Origin of the sequence: Salinivibrio sp. AR647, from assembly GCF_001995415.1 — a bacterium.
In the GTDB taxonomy this organism is placed as follows: Bacteria; Pseudomonadota; Gammaproteobacteria; order Enterobacterales; family Vibrionaceae; genus Salinivibrio; species Salinivibrio costicola.
On record NZ_MUFE01000001.1, the window covers coordinates 182,616 to 201,786 of the forward strand.

General features: G+C 50.1%; 19 protein-coding genes and 5 tRNA genes. 16 read left to right on the forward strand and 8 right to left on the reverse strand.

Annotated elements, in window-relative coordinates; genetic code table 11:
• Positions 1-102: 102 nt before the first annotated feature.
• The 5 genes from mtnN (at position 103) to BZG76_RS00850 (ending at position 3,935) form a co-directional block, all read left to right on the forward strand.
• The gene (gene mtnN / locus BZG76_RS00830) at positions 103-798 is read left to right on the forward strand and encodes a 5'-methylthioadenosine/S-adenosylhomocysteine nucleosidase (protein ID WP_077459817.1); all 696 of its coding nucleotides are present in this window, start codon (positions 103-105) and stop codon (positions 796-798) included.
• Between the two features lie 13 nt (positions 799-811).
• Positions 812-1,771 (forward strand): cobalamin biosynthesis family protein, encoded by a 960-nt coding sequence (locus tag BZG76_RS00835; protein WP_077459818.1) that lies wholly within the window; start codon positions 812-814, stop codon positions 1,769-1,771.
• Between the two features lie 12 nt (positions 1,772-1,783).
• The gene (btuF, locus tag BZG76_RS00840) at positions 1,784-2,635 is read left to right on the forward strand and encodes a vitamin B12 ABC transporter substrate-binding protein BtuF (protein ID WP_077459819.1); all 852 of its coding nucleotides are present in this window, start codon (positions 1,784-1,786) and stop codon (positions 2,633-2,635) included.
• Positions 2,636-2,655: 20 nt separating this feature from the next.
• Positions 2,656-3,267, forward strand: coding sequence for a TRIC cation channel family protein (locus tag BZG76_RS00845; RefSeq protein WP_025744819.1), 612 nt, complete (start codon positions 2,656-2,658; stop codon positions 3,265-3,267).
• Between the two features lie 104 nt (positions 3,268-3,371).
• A complete protein-coding gene (locus BZG76_RS00850; RefSeq protein WP_021022142.1) occupies positions 3,372-3,935 on the forward strand; it encodes a flavodoxin family protein in 564 nt (187 codons plus the stop codon).
• Positions 3,936-4,037: 102 nt separating this feature from the next.
• On the opposite strand, the gene tyrS is transcribed toward BZG76_RS00850, so the two are convergent.
• Positions 4,038-5,225 carry a tyrosine--tRNA ligase gene (tyrS, locus tag BZG76_RS00855; protein WP_077459820.1) on the reverse strand — a complete coding sequence of 396 codons (1,188 nt, stop codon included), beginning with the start codon at positions 5,223-5,225 and terminating at the stop codon, positions 4,038-4,040.
• A gap of 244 nt (positions 5,226-5,469) precedes the next feature.
• On the opposite strand from tyrS, the gene BZG76_RS00860 reads away from it, so the two are divergent.
• Positions 5,470-6,792 carry a peptidoglycan DD-metalloendopeptidase family protein gene (locus tag BZG76_RS00860; RefSeq protein WP_021022144.1) on the forward strand — a complete coding sequence of 441 codons (1,323 nt, stop codon included), beginning with the start codon at positions 5,470-5,472 and terminating at the stop codon, positions 6,790-6,792.
• Between the two features lie 86 nt (positions 6,793-6,878).
• Here the strand turns inward: BZG76_RS00860 and erpA are convergent, their stop codons facing one another.
• A complete protein-coding gene (erpA, locus tag BZG76_RS00865) occupies positions 6,879-7,220 on the reverse strand; it encodes an iron-sulfur cluster insertion protein ErpA (RefSeq protein ID WP_021022145.1) in 342 nt (113 codons plus the stop codon).
• Between the two features lie 213 nt (positions 7,221-7,433).
• On the opposite strand from erpA, the gene hemL reads away from it, so the two are divergent.
• Positions 7,434-8,726: a glutamate-1-semialdehyde 2,1-aminomutase gene (gene hemL / locus BZG76_RS00870; protein ID WP_077459821.1), complete on the forward strand. Its 1,293-nt coding sequence runs from the start codon at positions 7,434-7,436 to the stop codon at positions 8,724-8,726.
• A gap of 100 nt (positions 8,727-8,826) precedes the next feature.
• Here the strand turns inward: hemL and glsB are convergent, their stop codons facing one another.
• Complete coding sequence (gene glsB, locus BZG76_RS00875) at positions 8,827-9,747, reverse strand: glutaminase B (protein ID WP_077459822.1); 921 nt, start codon at positions 9,745-9,747, stop codon at positions 8,827-8,829.
• A gap of 90 nt (positions 9,748-9,837) precedes the next feature.
• Positions 9,838-10,554: a tRNA (guanosine(46)-N7)-methyltransferase TrmB gene (trmB, locus tag BZG76_RS00880; protein ID WP_077459823.1), complete on the reverse strand. Its 717-nt coding sequence runs from the start codon at positions 10,552-10,554 to the stop codon at positions 9,838-9,840.
• Positions 10,555-10,755: 201 nt separating this feature from the next.
• Between trmB and mutY the strand changes: the two genes are divergently transcribed.
• The 9 genes from mutY (at position 10,756) to BZG76_RS00925 (ending at position 15,485) form a co-directional block, all read left to right on the forward strand.
• On the forward strand, positions 10,756-11,844 hold the full coding sequence (mutY, locus tag BZG76_RS00885; protein ID WP_077459824.1) for an A/G-specific adenine glycosylase: 1,089 nt from the start codon (positions 10,756-10,758) through the stop codon (positions 11,842-11,844).
• Positions 11,841-12,113 (forward strand): oxidative damage protection protein, encoded by a 273-nt coding sequence (locus BZG76_RS00890; protein WP_021024203.1) that lies wholly within the window; start codon positions 11,841-11,843, stop codon positions 12,111-12,113. Before mutY ends, BZG76_RS00890 begins: the two co-directional genes overlap by 4 nt.
• Before the next feature lie 101 nt (positions 12,114-12,214).
• Positions 12,215-13,357, forward strand: coding sequence for a membrane-bound lytic murein transglycosylase MltC (gene mltC / locus BZG76_RS00895; protein ID WP_077459825.1), 1,143 nt, complete (start codon positions 12,215-12,217; stop codon positions 13,355-13,357).
• Between the two features lie 136 nt (positions 13,358-13,493).
• Positions 13,494-13,569 (forward strand) — tRNA-Phe (locus BZG76_RS00900).
• A gap of 45 nt (positions 13,570-13,614) precedes the next feature.
• Positions 13,615-13,690 (forward strand) — tRNA-Thr (locus tag BZG76_RS00905).
• A gap of 2 nt (positions 13,691-13,692) precedes the next feature.
• Positions 13,693-13,768: transfer RNA gene (locus tag BZG76_RS00910), tRNA-Phe, on the forward strand.
• Positions 13,769-13,772: 4 nt separating this feature from the next.
• Positions 13,773-13,848, forward strand: a tRNA-Asn gene (locus BZG76_RS00915).
• A gap of 68 nt (positions 13,849-13,916) precedes the next feature.
• A tRNA-Phe gene (locus BZG76_RS00920) sits at positions 13,917-13,992 on the forward strand.
• Positions 13,993-14,219: 227 nt separating this feature from the next.
• Positions 14,220-15,485, forward strand: a complete 1,266-nt coding sequence (locus BZG76_RS00925) for an HD-GYP domain-containing protein (protein WP_077459826.1) — start codon at positions 14,220-14,222, stop codon at positions 15,483-15,485.
• Here the strand turns inward: BZG76_RS00925 and panC are convergent.
• From panC to pcnB, 4 genes are read right to left on the reverse strand one after another with little or no spacing between them, the layout of a single operon-like run.
• Positions 15,482-16,375 (reverse strand): pantoate--beta-alanine ligase, encoded by an 894-nt coding sequence (panC, locus tag BZG76_RS00930; protein WP_077459827.1) that lies wholly within the window; start codon positions 16,373-16,375, stop codon positions 15,482-15,484. The genes BZG76_RS00925 and panC overlap by 4 nt on opposite strands.
• Before the next feature lie 11 nt (positions 16,376-16,386).
• Complete coding sequence (gene panB / locus BZG76_RS00935; RefSeq protein ID WP_021024199.1) at positions 16,387-17,181, reverse strand: 3-methyl-2-oxobutanoate hydroxymethyltransferase; 795 nt, start codon at positions 17,179-17,181, stop codon at positions 16,387-16,389.
• Between the two features lie 35 nt (positions 17,182-17,216).
• On the reverse strand, positions 17,217-17,708 hold the full coding sequence (folK, locus tag BZG76_RS00940; protein WP_077459828.1) for a 2-amino-4-hydroxy-6-hydroxymethyldihydropteridine diphosphokinase: 492 nt from the start codon (positions 17,706-17,708) through the stop codon (positions 17,217-17,219).
• A complete protein-coding gene (pcnB, locus tag BZG76_RS00945; RefSeq protein ID WP_077459829.1) occupies positions 17,705-19,102 on the reverse strand; it encodes a polynucleotide adenylyltransferase PcnB in 1,398 nt (465 codons plus the stop codon). Before pcnB ends, folK begins: the two co-directional genes overlap by 4 nt.
• Between the last annotated feature and the right edge of the window lie 69 nt (positions 19,103-19,171).

Consider the following 19,171-nt stretch of genomic DNA (forward strand, 5'->3'; position numbering starts at 1 on the left):
ACGCGTTAAGATCAACGACAGCATCAGAAGTGCCTCAAAGGAGGCACTTTTTTATTGTCTAATGTACACTAACGGCATTAACGTGCGAACAGGATTATAACCATGAAAATCGGCATTATTGGCGCAATGGAGCAAGAAGTCACTCTACTGCACGACAAGCTAACCAGCCTAACGACGCACCATGAGGGCGGTTGCACCTTCTACTCCGGCACCTTACACGGCCATGATATTGTTTTGTTACAGTCGGGGATTGGTAAAGTAGCGGCGGCCATTGGCACCAGCTTGTTGCTTTCACAGCACCAGCCTGATTGGGTGATCAATACCGGCTCTGCGGGTGCTTTTGAGCCCTCGCTCAATGTCGGAGACGTCGTTGTGTCTTCTCAGGTTGGTTATCACGATGCGGACGCAACCGCATTTGGCTATCAAATGGGGCAGGTGCCACAGCAGCCGGCAGTATTTGAATCGGATGAAGCCTTAATGCAATTAGCTGAGAAAGCGGTCGACGCTGATACTCATGTGGTTCGCGGACTCATTTGTACCGCAGATACCTTCGTCCACACTGACGCACATCGTCAACATATCCACACTCACTTCCCCCAAGCCGTTGCCGCAGAAATGGAAGCGGCTGCCATTGCGCAAGTTTGTGCCCAGTTCAAAACACCTTTTGTGGTAGTACGTGCTATTTCTGACGTGGTCGCAGAAAAAGAGTCACCCATGTCTTTTGAAGAATTCTTGCCTCTGGCAGCAAAAAGCTCCTCCGCCATGGTCGAAAAAATGGTGACGATGATTAACGACTAACCCGACCACGATCATGGATGCTTTGCTTAACCCGCAACAATGGATACTATTCGCCGCCAACCACGGAAGCTTATGGGCGCTGTGGCTGGCGGTGCTGATCCACTGGTTACTGCCGCTCTCAACCCAGCACTCTCCTTTTCAATATTGGCAGCAGTATGCCGTATTGCTGGCGAGCCAAGTCAATAAAGATAACGATCCTAAACAGCAACGCAAACTCGCGGGTGGTCTCGCCTTGGCCTTGATGTGCGGCACCTTGGCTATTTTATTGATTGCCGCTCGTGAGCTCGTCTGGTCACGTCCACTCTTTGATGGGATTTTGCTTTGGCTCGCATTAGCGTGGCGACCGATTGACCAATTTGGACACGCACTCGCGCAGGCCATTGATGAGCATGATAAAGGTACCTCGCGTGCATTACTTGCGACACAGGTAAACCGAGACACTGAGTCCTTGTCATTGATCGGCATCGGTAAAGCCGGCGCCGAAACGCTGATCCTCGGCACGGCTCGGCATGGCGCCTGTGTGATCTTTTACTATGCGCTTGCCGGTGGCGTCGGTGCCCTTTTATATACCAGTGTGGTTCATCTCCATCGCGTCTGGTCACCCAGCCGACTAGCCTATTATCCATTCGGCCTTGCAACCGCACGATTACTCAACCTAGTCGACACCATTCCAATGTCGCTGTTTGCGCTCGTGTTGGCGCTAGGGCGTACGCCATGGACGCATCTCAAAGCTTGCTGGCAACAAGGCCGTCGTTGGCGCACGCCAGGACCGGGTTGGCTACTCGCCTGTGCGGGAAGCCGCTTTCAATTATCTCTCGGTGGCCCGGCTATCTATCAAGGCACGAAAACCCTCAGAACCAAAATTGGCTACGGGGTCACCCCGGCGTGTTACCACCTATTGCTTTTGCGTTTAAAATTAAAACACAGTGTTTTAATTTGGCTTGCGTTAAGCTCTTTGCTTCTTATTCTTTAAGGACTCGGATTGATGCCTCGTTTTCGCGCCCGCCTCGTGCTGCTTTTGGTATGTAGACCTGTGTTTCTCATCTCGCTTTGGGGACTGGCTTTCAGCGCTTATGCCACGTCACCTCGAGTGATCAGTCTTGCTCCCCATGCGACTGAGCTCGCCTATGCCGCAGGACTTGGTCCTCATCTAGTCGCAGCCAGCGCCTATAGTGATTATCCAGAGCAAGCAAAGTCTCTTGAACGCGTGGCCAATTACCGCGGGATAAAGTTAGAACGCATTATCGCCCTAAAGCCTGATTTAATTTTAGCTTGGCGTGGCGGCAATCCGCCTAAACCGCTAGAAACTCTCGCTAAGATGGGATTTGAGATTCGTTACCTTAACCCCAACCAGCTTAGCGACATTGGCCAGTTTATTCGCGAGTTAGGCCGCTACAGTAAGACGTCTGATATCGCCACACGCAACGCAAAAGCCTTTGATAAAAAGCTCGCACAGCTCAAAGCGCGTTATCAGAACGCACCCTCTGTACGCTATTTTTATCTACTCAGCGATACGCCTTTAATGACCGCCAGTGATCGTGCTTGGCCGAGTCAGTTATTTCGCTTATGCGGCGGGGAAAATATTTTCGCCGAAAGCCCAGCCGCCTATCCGCAAGTGAATATGGAACAGGTGATCACTCGCTTACCACAAGCGGTGTTCTACACCGGTGCGACATTGCCAGAATCTTGGCAATCGATGGCTGAATTAGTGCCCGAACACGCGCAACGTTTTACCTGGCCACTGAATCCTGACTGGTTAACTCGCGCCACACCACGCGCATTGAATGCCGCAGAGCAAATTTGTACCGCCCTCGATAAAGTCCGTCACGCGCAATAGGACCTAGCATGACACAAACCATGATTCTGTATTTATTCGATTTATTTGGCACCGCCGTTTTTGCTATTTCAGGGGTGTTAGTCGCCGGTCGCTTAAGAATGGACCCCTTTGGCGTGGTGGTGTTGGCCTGTGCCACCGCCATTGGAGGAGGCACCGTCAGAGATATGGCCATGGGCGCCACACCAGCCTTTTGGATTACCGATACGCTTTATATTTGGGTGATATTAGCCACCTGCGTGGCGACCATGCTGCTGATCCGCCATCCGCGCCGTCTACCTTGGTACGTACTGCCTTGCGCGGATGCGATTGGTTTAGCGGTCTTTGTCGGCATTGGGGTGGATAAAGCCCTAAGCTATGGTGCATCGCCACTTGTCGCGGTGATCATGGGGGTCATAACGGCCTGTGGCGGTGGCATTATTCGTGATGTGCTCGCGCGGGAAGTGCCTATGGTGCTGAGAACGGAAGTGTATGCAACGGCCTGTATTGCTGGCGGCATTGTCCATACTCTTGCTATCGAAGTGAGTCCAGACACAGTCACGGCATCGCTCGCCGGTATGCTCACCACCTTACTGATCCGTTTAGCGGCTATTCGCTGGCATTTATCTTTACCGCCGTTTGCGCTCGATAAATAGTGATAGCCATTAGTGTTAAGGTGTCGTGATATATGGCAAATAGTGGTTGAAATCTAGGCAGCACACCCTAATGTCATGGAGAACAGCCTAATAAAGGAGCCTCTATGATCAGCATCGCCATCATTTATCACTCTGAAGATGAACACACGCATGCGCTCGCCACCACCATCGCAGAAGGCATTCATGCCGGCGATGCCGAGCCAGTGGTGTATCGCATTACATCAGAAATGATAGAAAACGGACGCTTTATCGATGATAAGCTGTTTGAAAAACTCAAAGAGGTCGACGCGATCATCTTTGGTGCTCCCACCTACATGGGTGGGCCAAGCGCACAATTTAAAGCCTTTGCCGATGCGTCCAGCCCAAGCTGGGAAACACAAGATTGGCGAGGAAAGTACGCGGCAGGCTTTACCGTAGGCACCTACCCAGGTGGCGATCAGCCCCAGACACTGCAGTATTTCCAAACCTTAGCCAGCCAGCATGACATGCTGTGGCTAAGCCTAGGCCGTGCCAATATCGGGGTAGAAAACATTAACCCAAGTGGCACAAGCCTTGGGGTGACTGCACACACTCCAGACGATGCCCAACTTAGCGAAGCCTGCCTACAAACGGCGTTTTACCTTGGTCAACACATGGTACGTGCACTAAAAGGCGTTTGGCATACCTAGTCAGTAAATCATGAGAAAAGCCCTCGCGAATCACGCGAGGGCTTTTCGTTATCAGCTACTCATGCCTTTATGCGTTAAGTAGAGTCCCCTTTTAGGGGATCTCTAGCTTAACGTCACACGCGCAAACTTACGCTTACCCACTTGATATACGGCTTCACCCGCTGCTGGCACCAGCTTAGTGTCTTCCACTTTTTCGCCGTCAATTTTCACCGCACCTTGGCGGATCATACGCAGCGCGTCTGAGGTGGAATTTACCAGTCCCGCCTCTTTTAGCAAATTACCAATCGCAATACCTTGCTCAAAGGTAAAGCTTGGCATCTCATCTGGCATCGCCCCTTTTTGGAAACGATTGATAAAAGTTTGCTCGGCCGCGTCAGCATCGGCGTCTGAATGGAAACGGGCAATGATTTCTTTCGCCAGCAAGATCTTAATATCACGAGGGTTTTTACCCGCTTGAACATCTTGCTTAAACTGAGCCACTTCCTCAAGAGGGCGGAATGACAACAGTTCATAGTAATCCCACATGAGATCGTCAGAAATCGACATGATTTTACCAAACATATCATCTGGACGTTCGCTGACGCCGATGTAGTTATGGGCCGATTTAGACATCTTTTTAACACCATCAAGCCCGACTAGTAGCGGCATCGTCATCACGACTTGCGGCTTTTGTCCCGCTTGCTTTTGCAGCTCACGCCCCATTAACAAGTTAAACTTTTGGTCGGTCCCGCCCAGCTCAACGTCCGCTTCCAACGCGACTGAATCGTGGCCTTGCAAGAGTGGGTAGATAAACTCATGAATAGCTATCGCTTGGTTACTGGTATAACGCTTTTTAAAGTCATCACGCTCGAGCATACGCGCCACGGTTGAGCTCGCCGCGAGACGAATCATGCCATCGGTGCCTAATTCGCCCAGCCATTTAGAGTTAAACTCAATACGTGTTTTAGCAGGGTCTAAAATTTTATAGACCTGCTCTTTGTAGGTTTCTGCGTTTGCCAGTACCTGCTCACGTGTCAATGGCGGGCGCGTCGTGTTTTTACCACTCGGGTCGCCAACCATGCCGGTATAATCACCAATCAAAAAAATCACTTCATGGCCAAGCGCTTGAAAAGCTCGGAGCTTATTTAAGATCACTGTGTGACCGAGGTGGATATCCGGTGCCGTAGGATCGGCACCGAGCTTAATGCGAAGAGGACGATCCTCTTTCAGCTTTGCCACCAGCTCGTCTTCCGGGATTACTTCATCAACGCCACGTTTTAGTTCTGCTAGCGCGGCTTCAAGGCTCGCCATAGTCTGTTGCTCCTACCTAATAGGCAAAAATGTGATAAACAGACATATTACTCGAATAGCGACAGTTTTTGAAACCAGTTAAACTGATAGAGTGTATACAGTGTGTGCGCAGTGGCTGCCATCAAAAAATGTGTGTGGTCTTTGTGTCAGCCGTGTCAAATCTACTTCAGGGCATCATCCCCAATAAAACCGATTGGGTGTCTGACTGTCATAACTTTATTCGTAGTGATTCAACATAGTCTTCATGCCGTTAAATAAACTCGCAGCCTTACCCAAGTTACATAAACTCATTATCGGTGCATTAAGTGCATTCGTAGTCTTATTAATGTTGGTGCCTGATGGCCCAAGCACCCCGCGCCCTCAACCCAATTTTGAACCGGGTAAGCACTACCCTGTCCCTGTGGATGCCGTCTCGTTACTGCCACCACAAGATGAAATGCCCGCACAGTTTAGCCGCACTATCCATTGGTCCACCTATGAGGTGCAACCGGGTGAAAGTATGGCGTTGCTGTTTAACCGCGCGGGCCTGAGCCCAACTGATCTCTATCGCCTCGTGAATGCCGATGAGCATACCCAGCGTTTGGCGTATCTGAATCCTGGTGATGAAGTACGTTTAGGCGTTGATGACAGCGGCGAGCTGGTGCAACTGATTCAGCCACGAGGTAGCAATGAAACCCTCATCGTCAATAAGATCGATGACACCTATCAATCTCGCATTGAAACCAAACACGTTGATACCCAGATAAATTTTGCTCGAGCGACCATTCAATCGAGCTTTTGGCAAGCCGCGTCAGGCGCAGGCCTCACTCCAAACCAAATCATGCAACTGGCGGGGATTTTCGGCTGGGATGTCGATTTTGCCCTCGATATTCGTAACGGAGACAGTTTTTCCGTCTTGTATGAAGAGGAGTTTGTCGAAGGTGAACATATTGGCAGCGGTAATATTCTGGCAGCCACGTTCACCAACCGTGGTGAAACCTTTACCGCGGTGCGAGCAGAGAGTGGCAAATACTACACACCAACCGGTAAAGCGATGAAAAAAGCCTTCTTGCGCTCGCCGGTGAACTTTAGATATGTCAGTTCAAACTTTAATCCACGCCGTCTGCACCCAGTGACGGGTCGGGTCAAACCGCATCGCGGCACCGATTATGTCGCACCGGTTGGTACGCCTATCAAAGCGGCTGGTGACGGTATCGTGATGAAAGCGTCTTATAATCGCTTTAACGGCAATTATGTCTTTATCCGCCATAGCTCGACATACATCACTAAGTATTTGCACTTGACCAAACGCAAAGTGAAAACCGGCCAGCGCGTCAAACAAGGCGATATCGTCGGCACGCTTGGATCAACAGGGCGTGTTACGGGGGCGCACTTACATTACGAGTTCTTGGTCAATGGTGTGCATAAGAACCCACGCACCGTCGCATTGCCAGAAGCGAAATCCCTGCAAGGTAAAGACAAGCGAGAATTCGTTCGCTTGGCTGAATCTCGTATGGCACAGTTGAGCAAATTTAACCAGCTACTGGCGACAGTAGGCAACTTAAACCATTATAACCGTGGCGGTTAAACAGGCTATTGCGACAAAAAACGGCGCTACAGGGCGCCGTTTTTGTGATGGAACGAAAAGTCGTACGTTTTATCGCAGCCGAAAAATTAGACGCTAAATGATGCGCCACAGCCACACGTGGTGGTGGCATTCGGGTTATCAATGAAAAAGCGCGATCCTTCCAGCCCCTCGGTATAGTCGACTTTCCCACCCATTAAATACTGTAAACTCATGGGGTCCACTACCAACATCACGCCGCTTTTCTCGATCTCCATATCGCCTTCATTGACGTTTTCGTCAAAGGTAAAACCATACTGGAAGCCGCTACAGCCACCACCGGTAATGTAGACGCGTAGTTTCAGGTTTGGGTTTTCTTCTTCCTGAATCAGCGTCTTTACCTTGGTCGCCGCGGCCTCAGAAAACTCTAACGGCAAAGGTGCTTCGCTCATTGTTACCTCACATGCTCTTGGTGCTTAGTATTGGATTATCTAATACCTGAGTAAAGTGTTCAAGTATTGCGCGCTTGATCGCAATTGTGATCAGTACGTATTAATTGCCAAACTTGTTGCAATGAAATCATACTCTACCTCGCCAGTGTTCTGTATCTTTGGTTAAAATACACCGACGCAATTTAGGCGAAGCCTTACCTAACAGGATATGTCATGACCAAATCAGCACAACTTTTTCAACAAGCTAGACGCACCATTCCCGGTGGCGTGAATTCTCCCGTGCGTGCATTTGCCGGTGTCGGCGGTGACCCTGTCTTTATGGAGCGTGCTGACGGCGCGTACATCTTTGATGCCGACGGCAAAGCTTACATCGACTACGTCGGCTCGTGGGGCCCAATGATTCTCGGCCATAACCACGCCTCCATTCGAGAAGCTGTGGTTGATGCCGCCCAGCGTGGACTGAGTTTTGGTGCACCCACCGAAAGTGAAACCACTTTATCAGAACTGGTTGCTGAGCTTGTTCCATCCATGGAAATGGTGCGTATGGTGAACTCTGGCACCGAAGCGACCATGAGTGCCATTCGTCTCGCGCGCGGCTATAGCAAACGCGATAAGTTCATCAAATTTGAAGGCAACTATCATGGCCATGGTGACTGCTTACTCGTGAAAGCAGGCTCAGGCGCACTCACGCTCGGCGAGCCAAACTCCCCCGGGGTACCGGCAGATTTTGCCAAACACACGCTGACCTGCACCTATAACGATCTAGACTCGGTACGCCAAACGTTCGAGACTTACCCTGACGAGGTGGCTTGTATTATTGTCGAGCCAGTGTCCGGTAACATGAACTGTGTGCCACCACAGCCAGGTTTCTTACAAGGTTTACGCGCGCTATGCGATGAATTTGGTGCCCTGCTAATTTTTGATGAGGTGATGACGGGCTTTCGCGTGGCACTTGGCGGCGCACAAGCCTATTACGACGTCAAACCTGACTTGACTACCCTAGGTAAAATCGTCGGTGGTGGCATGCCTGTAGGTGCATTTGGTGGTCGTCGCGATGTGATGGAATACTTAGCACCGACCGGTCCGGTTTATCAGGCGGGCACCTTGGCCGGTAACCCGGTCGCCATGGCAGCTGGCTTCGCGTGTCTTAGTGAACTACGTCAACCAGGCAATCATGATTACCTCAATAGTGTCACCAAACAACTTGCTGAGGGTTTTAAAGCCTTGGCCGACAAACACGGTATTCCATTAGCGACCAACCAAGCCGGTGCAATGTTTGGTTTTTTCTTTACGGACCAAGACACAGTCACTTGCTTCAAAGACGTGCAGCAGTGCGATACTGAGCGCTTTAAGCGTTTCTTCCACTTAATGCTCGAGCAAGGTATCTATCTCGCACCGTCTGCGTTTGAAGCCTGCTTTACCTGCTTGGCGCACGGCCAAAAGGAAATTGATGCGACACTGGCAGCTGCTGACCACGCCTTCGCTACGCTCGCGGCACAAGGCTAACCAAGGGCGTATAGCCCAGTCATAGCGGTTACGCCTAATAACAAAAAGCCCCGCTCATCGTGCATGCGGGGCTTTTTATTCACCGGTATCGGGGCTAGGATCAGAAAATAGACCGCCCAATCCGAGCAGATAATAGCTCTAAAGCGGCGGTGCCTGCTAACGAGTTACCCGATGGATCCAGTTCTGGCGACCACACGGCAATCGACATTTCGCCTGGCACAATTGCAATAATCCCACCACCAACGCCAGACTTGCCAGGCATACCAACACGGTAGGCAAACTCACCCGCACCATCATACAAGCCACACGTCGCTAAGAGCGCATTCATTTGCTTGCTTTGCGTCGGCGTTAAAATCCGCGTTTTTCCCGATAAAGGCGTTCCTTGATTCGCCAGGTAGAAAAAGGCTTTGGCCAAATCAACACAACTCATTTCTAATGCACAATAGTGGAAATAATTAGTTAAAACCGGCACTACCTCATTGTCAAAATTGCCAAACGCGCGCATCAGATAAGCAATTGCCGCATTGCGATCACTGTGCTGCATTTCTGAATCCGCAACCACCTTGTCATAACAAAGATGGGGGTTGCCCGCTAACTGACGCACAAACTCTAACATCCGCTGGCGAGGGGCTGATTGACGCGTATGCAGCATATCACTGACGACTAAGGCGCCAGCGTTGATAAACGGATTACGCGGGATCCCCTGCTCCATCTCAAGCTGGATTAATGAGTTAAAAGCCTGGCCAGAGGGCTCTTTACCAACCCGTGTCCATATTTCTTCCGCGCGATAATTTTGCATTGCCAATGTCAGGCTTAACGCTTTAGAAATCGACTGGATAGAAAAGGCTTCGTCCGCGTCACCGGCGGTGATCAGGTCGCCATCGTTGTAGCAAACCGCAATACCGAGTTTATGATTCGGCACATCCGCAAGAGCTGGAATGTAATCAGCCACCTTACCGCGACCCATTAAAGGACGGACATCCTCCAGGATTTGCGCTAACAGTTGAGAGCTTGGTTTCACCAACAGGATCCTTTTACAACAGGGGACAAAAAAGCCAACCTGAGGTTGGCTTTCGGCTTTCACTTATCTGCGCCGTCGCGCCTTAGCACATTAGGCTGTGCGTGTGTATTTGATATCCCATACACCATGACCCAGACGCTGACCGCGCTGCTCAAATTTAGTCAGCGGGCGCTCTTCAGGACGAGGAACATAATAGCCCTCTTTTGCGATATTTTGATAGTGAGGCGCCGCTTCCATCACTTCGATCATGTGCTCAGCATAGTTTTCCCAGTCCGTCGCCATGTGGAATACGCCACCCATTTTTAGCTTGTCTCTTACCATTTCAGCGAACGGTAACTGCACAATACGGCGTTTGTGGTGACGTTTTTTATGCCATGGGTCAGGGAAGAAAAGTTGCACCGTGTCCAAACTTTCTTTCGGCAACATTTGCTCAAACACTTCGACCGCATCGTGGCACATCACACGCAGATTGGTGACACCGGCTTCACGCGCTGCCATTAAACAGGCGCCTACACCAGGGGTATGCACTTCAATACCCACAAAGTTCTTCTCAGGGACATTTTTTGCCATTTCAACCAAAGAGGCACCCATGCCAAAACCGATTTCTAACACCACAGGATTATCATTACCAAACACCTGCTGCCAATCAAGCTCAGTGGCGTCAAAGTCAATCCCCATGGTAGGCCAGGATTCGTTTAGCGCTTGCTCTTGCCCTTTCGTTAAACGGCCTTCGCGACGCACAAAACTGCGTACTTTACGAATAACTTTGCCATCCTCGGTGAGTTCGGTTTTAGTGACTTCAGTCATGATTGGGTGCCTGTGATGCAGTAGTAATGATGCCGGTAGCCGTCACCATCGATTGTTGGAAATCTAAACGGACTGCGCATTATGCAAAGTTTTTGCGATAGCGCAAGGTGGACGCGCTGATCCTATTAGTACGCCCTGCCGTTAGTGTACCCTGTGGCCTGCCTTTGTGCACGTGTGAGCAAAACAATAAGAGAGAACACAGTGAGTCAATCATTTTCCGATGCCATCTTAAACTGGTATGAGCAATATGGCCGTAAAACCTTACCTTGGCAGCAAAACAAAACGCCATATAAAGTCTGGCTCAGTGAAATTATGCTGCAACAGACCCAAGTAAGCACAGTAATCCCTTATTTTGAACGGTTTATGGCACGGTTTCCGACCGTTATCGACTTAGCGAATGCCGATCAGGATGAAGTTCTTCATTTATGGACGGGGTTAGGATATTACGCCCGTGCCCGCAACCTTCACAAAGCGGCACAAGTGATTGCCAACCACCATGATGGCGTATTTCCTACCACGCTCGATGAGGTCATGGCGCTCCCAGGTGTCGGCCGCTCAACCGCCGGCGCCGTGCTTTCTTTGTCGCTCAGTCAACCGCACCCCATTTTAGACGGCAACGTCAAACGCACCTTAGCGCGCTGTTTTGCCGTCGAAGGTTGGCCGGGTAAAAAGCCGGTAGAAAACAAGTTATGGGAGATTGCCGAAACACTCACGCCCACCACAGATACCGACAAGTACAATCAAGCCATGATGGATATGGGCGCGATGGTTTGTACGCGAAGCAAGCCTAAATGTGATCTTTGCCCTGTTGCCGACCGCTGCGAGGCACGCGCTCAAGATCGGCAAATGGATTTTCCTGGCAAAAAACCGAAAAAAACCTTACCGGTCAAACAAACCAGTTTTTTGCTGATCCAGCATCAAGATGAAATCTGGTTAGAGCAACGACCACCAAGCGGCCTTTGGGGCGGGTTATGGTGCTTGCCTGAAGCGGCTGAGCACACGCTCGAGGCCGATATTGCCGATAAGCTACATAATATCAAACCGGTCAAAACTGAGGTCTTAACCGCGTTTAGACATACCTTCAGTCACTTTCACTTAGATATTGTACCGATTAAAGTCTCGGTGGCTGAGCGACCGCAAATCATCATGGAAGCCAACCAAGGGCTTTGGTATAACTTATCACAACCTGCAAAAGTAGGATTAGCGGCCCCAGTGAAAAAGCTGTTAACCTTGCTTGAACATGAGCGCCAACAATCTCTAACCGGCGATGACAAGGAGCCTAGATTATGAGCCGTACCGTATTTTGCCAACGTCTCCAAAAAGAAGCCGATGGACTCGATTTTCAACTCTACCCGGGAGAGTTGGGCAAACGCATTTATGACAATATTTGCAAAGAAGCCTGGGCGGAATGGCAAAAGAAGCAAACCATGCTTATCAATGAAAAGAAGCTCAATATGATGGATCCTGAACATCGTAAGATCATTGAACAAGAAATGGTCAATTTTTTGTTTGAAGGAAAAGACGTGCAAATCGATGGCTATGTGCCACCCGAAGCGTAAATTCCGTGGTGTCGCCCACAGCTAGGCGGCTTGACCACAGCAACGCACCCGCATTGTGTTACGCTCAATGCGGGTATTTTTTTATCCTAATGCAATCAAAAATGACACGAATACTCTGTTTGTTAGTGTGCTGTTATGGCGCGTTGCTCTCCGGCTGCAGCCGAGAGAGCGTCGAAAAATATGTGGGCGTGGATTACCAAACGACTAACCGGTTTGCGAAAAATCTAGCGCCTATTCCAGGGCAATTCGAAAAAGATATCGACGCCCTGAATCAGCTTATCAGCCAATTTACTGGCAAAATCGAAGTCCGCTGGGGCGAAGATCAAGTCTTTGTTTCCGGAAAACGTGACTACGTCAAATACACGGATAATTACAAAAGTCGCGCACGAATCGACTTTGAACGCGGTGTGATCCAAGTGGAAACCGTCGCAACTGACAATCCGAAAGATCACCTCAGACAAGCCATTGTCACCACCCTATTAACCCCGCGCGATCCTGCTTCTGTGGATCTTTACTCTGCAGCAAAAGTTCCGCTGACGGGACGCCCATTTCTCGAAGGGCAAGTGGTTGATCACGAAGGTAAAGCCATCACCTGGCAATGGCGCGCCAATCGCTTTGCTGACTATCTTATTGACCGGCGGCTAAAGAAAAAACAGGTCCGTTTTCAAAACATGTATTTTGTCACTATTCCTATGGTGACGGATCACGCCGCACAACGCAGCTATCAATATGCGGATATTGTCCGTCGTGCCTCTGAACGTTACGGCATCTCTGAAAAGCTGATTTATGCCATTATTAAAACCGAGAGTAGCTTTAACCCGTATGCTGTGAGCTGGGCCAACGCCTATGGATTGATGCAAGTGGTCCCGAAAACGGCGGGACGCGATGTATTCAAACTGGTAAAAAAACGTCGTGGCCAGCCCACACCTGAGTACCTTTTTGATCCAGAAAAGAACATTGATATGGGAACCGCCTATTTCTATATTCTCAAAAATCGCTATCTCAAAGCGGTGCGAGACCCACTTTCTTTACACTACAGTATGATTTCCGCTTATAACGGCGGCACCGGTAATGTGCTACTGACCTTTGATAATAACCGCGAGCGTGCAATGCAAGACCTGAACCGTTTAAAACCTAACCAAGTCTACTGGGCGCTAACCCATCGCCACCCCTCTTCGGAGTCAAGACGCTACTTACAAAAGGTCACACGCTATCAAAAAGACTTCGCGCAACTTCCCCAGTAAACCGCGATAAGGGTCGAATTTTTGCGTGTTTTTATCGCACTTCGCTGTCTTTTTATCCAAACAATGCGATATCCGGACTTTTTTCAAAAAAACAGTTGACGGTGAGACCGAAAATCCGTTTAATAGCGCCCCGTTAGCCCGGATAGCTCAGTCGGTAGAGCAGGGGATTGAAAATCCCCGTGTCGGTGGTTCGATTCCGCCTCCGGGCACCATATAATGAAATAATGGTGTGACACACAGTATTTCGCGATTTGTGTGCCGGCTTAGCTCAGTTGGTAGAGCAACTGACTTGTAATCAGTAGGTCGCCAGTTCGACTCCGGCAGCCGGCACCATTGCCTCGATAGCTCAGTTGGTAGAGCAGGGGATTGAAAATCCCCGTGTCGGTGGTTCGATTCCGCCTCGAGGCACCATTATTCCCCCATAGTTCAGTTGGTAGAACGGCGGACTGTTAATCCGTATGTCACTGGTTCGAGTCCAGTTGGGGGAGCCACTTTTAAAGAAAGCGCTAGTCCGAAGGCTAGCGCTTTTTTGAAGTTTTCATGTTATAACATGTAAAACGCCCGGATAGCTCAGTCGGTAGAGCAGGGGATTGAAAATCCCCGTGTCGGTGGTTCGATTCCGCCTCCGGGCACCATATTAGAAATAGCCCTACTCTCTCGAGTGGGGCTTTTTTTATGCTTGACCGACACCCGTGCCGGTGACCTTGCAGGCCGCACCTTGCAGGCCGCGATCTATTCCGCCTCCGGGCACCATATTAGAAATAGCCCTACTCTCTCGAGTGGGGCTTTTTTTTATGCTAATCTATGTGCTAATTCTTTCTTCTCATGATTTCTCATCTCATGGAATGAGTGCCGTATCCACATGTCAGCTAGCATCAAACTGTCTACAGACAGACTTCAAGCCGGTCTTTATATCAAACTCCCCTTAAAATGGCGTGAGCACCCTTTTATGCTCAACCGCTTTCAAATCGAGAGTGACGCCCAAGCTAAGCTGATACGCTCTCTACCCACGAGCTTTGTTTATTACTATCCAGATAAAAGTACCGCCGCGCCCTTGCCTACGCTGGCAGAAAAAAAAGAAAATCCAGATGAAATTGACCCAAACGCGGTCAGCCGAGACAAAGAGGCAATGGAGCGAGAAAAACAACAGCGCATAGAAGAACAGCGTCGCTTTCATGCTCGGATCCAAAAAGTACAGCAACACTATCAGCGTTCAATGGCACAACTACGTGCTATCAATATGAAAGCCTCAAACCGCCCTCAGGCAGCCAACGAGGATGTTCGTATGCTGGTTGATAGTATGATGCTATTTGGCAGTGAATCGAATGTCACCTTGCATCTGATGGATGATCCGACATTGGCGGAAGATATGTATGCGCACTCGCTAAACGTTGCCGTCTTAGCTTTAATGGTGGCACGCAGTCATGGCTATAACAACGATCAGATTCGCTCCCTCATGACAGGCGCGATATTGCATGACATTGGGACCAAAAAAGTCCCCTCTGCGATTGTCCGTAAAAAAGAGCGTTTAACCGACCCTGAAATGAACTACTACCGTCAGCACGTGAACTATGGCGCGGAATTAGTAGCAGAGATGGACGAATGCACGCCCGAAGTCGAGGCTATCATTGCTCAACATCATGAATTTGCCGATGGCAGTGGGTTTCCAAAAGGTCTGAATGGTGATGAGATTGAGGAGTCTGCGCAGATTGTTGGCATGGTTAACTTTTTCGATCGCTTATGCCGCCCACAGTTTGGTGCGCCCGCTCGTATGCCCTTTGCGGCTTTGTCTCACTTGTTTAAAGAGAATAAAGCGAAGTTTAATCCGCGTCTGCTAGCATTATTCGTCAAAATGATGGGCGTCTACCCACCCGGTACAGTAGTCAAGCTCTCTAATGAGGACGTCGGTATTATTATTTCAGTTAACAGCACCGCACTGCTCAAACCCAATGTGATGATTTATGATCCTGACATTCCGTCGGATCAAGCGACCATTATTGACATGCGTGATAGTGAACTAGAGATAGAGATAGACACAGCCGTGCCTATCTCTAAACTCCCAGAGGAGGTGAAAGCGTACTTAAAACCAAGGACACGTATTTCGTACTTTATGGATGCAGACAGTTAGTGGCTCGCGGTCTCTGTCTTGTCCGCTTTTTCCGCCGCACGCTGTAAATCGACCATGAAGTTATCAATCAAGCGTGTGGTACCGAGGTAAGCGGCCACCAAAATAACCGCTTGGCGGCTATTATCAGTGATCGTTCCTAGCGAGTCAGCATCGCGGATGTAGAACTCGTCGGGCTGAAGACCCGCAGCACGCAGCTGATCGTGCGCATCCTCAATCAGATCATCCAGATCACGCCGTCCATTACGCATTTGCGCACTCATCCAACGCATCGTTTTTGCGAGCACAGGGGCACGCTGGCGCTCATCCACGGTTAAATTGTTATTGCGAGAGCTCATGGCTAAGCCATCGCTTTCACGCACGGTTGGCACACCAATAATATCAATCGGCATCGCCATATCTGTCACCATTTTGCGGATGACAGCAAGCTGCTGGAAATCTTTTTCCCCAAAACACGCTACATTAGGCTGTACGAGGTTGAATAACTTAGTCACCACGGTCGCGACACCACGAAAATGGCCCGGACGAGACGCGCCCTCTAGCATGGATGAGAGTTTTGGTACCTCAACCGCTGTATGTGCCTCAAGGCCGTGAGGATAGAGGGTATCAACGCTTGGCGTAAAGACAAGATCGACACCTTCTTCACGCAACTTGGTTAAGTCATCATCCAAGGTGCGCGGGTAGTTAGCCAGATCGTCAGCGCGATCAAATTGCATGGGATTAACAAATATACTAACCACCACCACATCTCCCTGCTCTCGGGCTTTACGGACTAAGGTTAAGTGGCCTTGATGTAAGTTTCCCATGGTGGGCACAAACGCAATACGCTTGGCCGCTTTTTGCCACTGGCCGACGTGATCGCGCAGTGGCGCAACCTCAGAAATTATCTGCATACTCGGTCTCTCTATTTAAACGTGTGGGCGGGACCGGGAAATTCGCCGCTCGCCACTTCTTGCACGTACTTGGCCACCGCTTCGCGGGCATCACCTGTTTCTGCCAAATAGTTTTTCGAGAATTTGGGCATATAGTTAGCCGATACGCCAAGCATATCGTGCATGACCAAAATCTGACCATCGGTGTCACTGCCGGCTCCAATACCGATGACAGGTACCGAGACGGTGTCGGTAATCCGCTTGGCGAGTGACGCTGGCACGCACTCAAGTAGGATGATTTGTGCACCTGCCTGCTCTAGTGCAACGGCGTCGGCCACCATCTGTTCGGCTTTTTCATCGTCACGCCCTTGCACGCGAAAGCCGCCGAAGATATTCACCGATTGCGGTGTCAGGCCCAGGTGCGCGCAAACCGGCACCGCACGTTCAGTCAACATTTTTACGGTTGGTGCTAACCAGGCACCGCCCTCAATTTTGACCATGTTGGCGCCCGCTTTCATCAATTCAGCGGCATTCGTACACGCCTGCTCGGGCGTTGTACAGCTCATAAATGGCATATCGGCCATTAACAAGCTATTCGGGCTGCCTGCACGCACGCAACGCGTATGATAGGCCAAATCGGCAACGGATACGGATAAGGTATCGCTTTTCCCTTGTAGCACCATACCTAAGGAGTCGCCCACCAGCAAAACAGGGACATCCTGTTGCTCGAACAGCTGAGCAAAGCTCGCATCATAGGCGGTAAGGGATGCAAACTTTTGTCCTTGTTGCTTCCATGTGATCAGATCAGTAATTGTGATTTTTTTCATTGTGTCTCCCAAAGCCTGAAACTGGGGCCCACCGATTAAGCGTGATCGCAGATACGGGTTAAACCGTTACGATCCACGCGCGTCAGGCACGCGGCGAGCGTACTGCCATCCGGCAAGCACAAGTCGGGGGCGATGTCGGCAAGTGGATAAAGCACGAACTCACGTACTTTCATGCCGTAATGTGGCACCGTCAGTCGTGGATGCTCGATAACACGGTCACCATAAAGCAAAATGTCGAGATCTAAGGTTCTTGGGCCCCAACGTTCTGCTTTGCGTTCCCTGCCATAATCAAGCTCAATCGCTTGCGTGGCATCCAATAGTGTCAGAGGGTCAAGGTAGGTGTCCAGCGCAGCCACTGCATTGACATAATCAGGCTGATCCGCTGGCCCCATTGGCCGACTGGTATAAAGAGAAGACACGGCCACCCAAGAACTTTGCGGCAGTGTTTTTAGTGCCGCAATCGCCTGTTGTGCTTTTTTTATCGGCTCACCTAGGTTGCTGCCAATCGCTATATACACTCGGTTCATGCGTCTGAGTTCGACTGCGGTTTGCGCCGACGCGGCGGCCCTTTACGACGGCGTGATTTAGGAGAGCGCGTGTTGCTAATCTTATTGATCGCACGCACCATTTTTTGACGCCCACCCTGATCGGCGCGTTGAAAGTCTCGCCACCACGCACACAATGCTTCCGTGTCATCACCTTCTACCGCACCGCGCATTTCTAGCAAATCAAACGCCGCGCGGAATTTTTTCTCTTCCAACGTTTTGAATGCGCGCGCTCCCGTACGACGGGTCATGCGCATTTGTAATTGCCAGACTTCTCGCACCATCGCGGTAAAACGGCGAGGGATGGCAACGGTTTTTACTTGTTCGTCAACAATATCACTCGCCGCTACCATAAAAGCATCGTAGTAACTTAAACCACTTTCAAACGCCATTTCTTCAGCACGTGTCACCAAGGGATACCAAAGCATCGCCGCAAATAAGAAAGCGGGATTGATGCGCTGATCGTTAGCAACGCGTTTATCCGTTGAACGTAACACCTGCTCAAGCATTTGTTCAGTTTGACTGGTTTGCGCTTCAGTAAAGTGGGCCGCGACCGCAGGGAAAAGCTGCTGAAATAAGTTGTACTCACGCAGCATTTGGTAGGTTGCAAGCCCCTGCCCCGCTTGCAGCAGCTTTAAGCTTTCTTCAAACATACGTGCCGCGGGAATGTCTTGTAATAAGGGCGCCAACTCAACCATCGGTGCCGCGGTTGCATCATTAATGGTCATGTCCAGCTTCACCGCAAAACGCACGGCTCGAAGCATACGTACCGGATCTTCTCGATAGCGCGTTTCTGGGTCCCCGATCAGGCGAACAATGCGATTGTTTAGATCGTCCAGTCCACCGGCATAATCACGAATAGAGAAGTCAGCAATGTTGTAATACAGTCCATTAATGGTGAAGTCGCGGCGCTGCGCATCTTCATCAATGGTGCCGTAGACATTATCGCGCAGCAGCATACCGTCTTCAGAACGTGCTGTTTGCTTGTCTTTTTTGTCTGGCTCGCTTTTACCGTGATGACCTCGAAAGGTTGCCACTTCAATCACATCTCGTCCAAACAAAATATGGGCAAGGCGAAAACGGCGGCCAATCAGACGACAATTACGGAATAACTTTCGCACCTCATCCGGTGTGGCATTGGTGGCGATATCAAAGTCTTTGGGTTCGCGATCCAATAGCAGATCGCGCACCCCTCCGCCAACGAGGTACGCTTCATAGCCCGCTTTATGCAGGCGATAGAGCACTTTCAGCGCATTTTCGCTGATACCTTTGCGCGAAATGCCGTGTGCTTTGCGGGGGATAACTTCCAACTTAAGATCCTCAATTGCTCGTGTTTTACCATCACGATTCAGAACCTTACGGCAAAAGCTGGTCACTCGATTAAAGATAGCTCACCTCATATTTGATTGTTCGGGCCATGAAACAGCGGCATATAATATATCAGG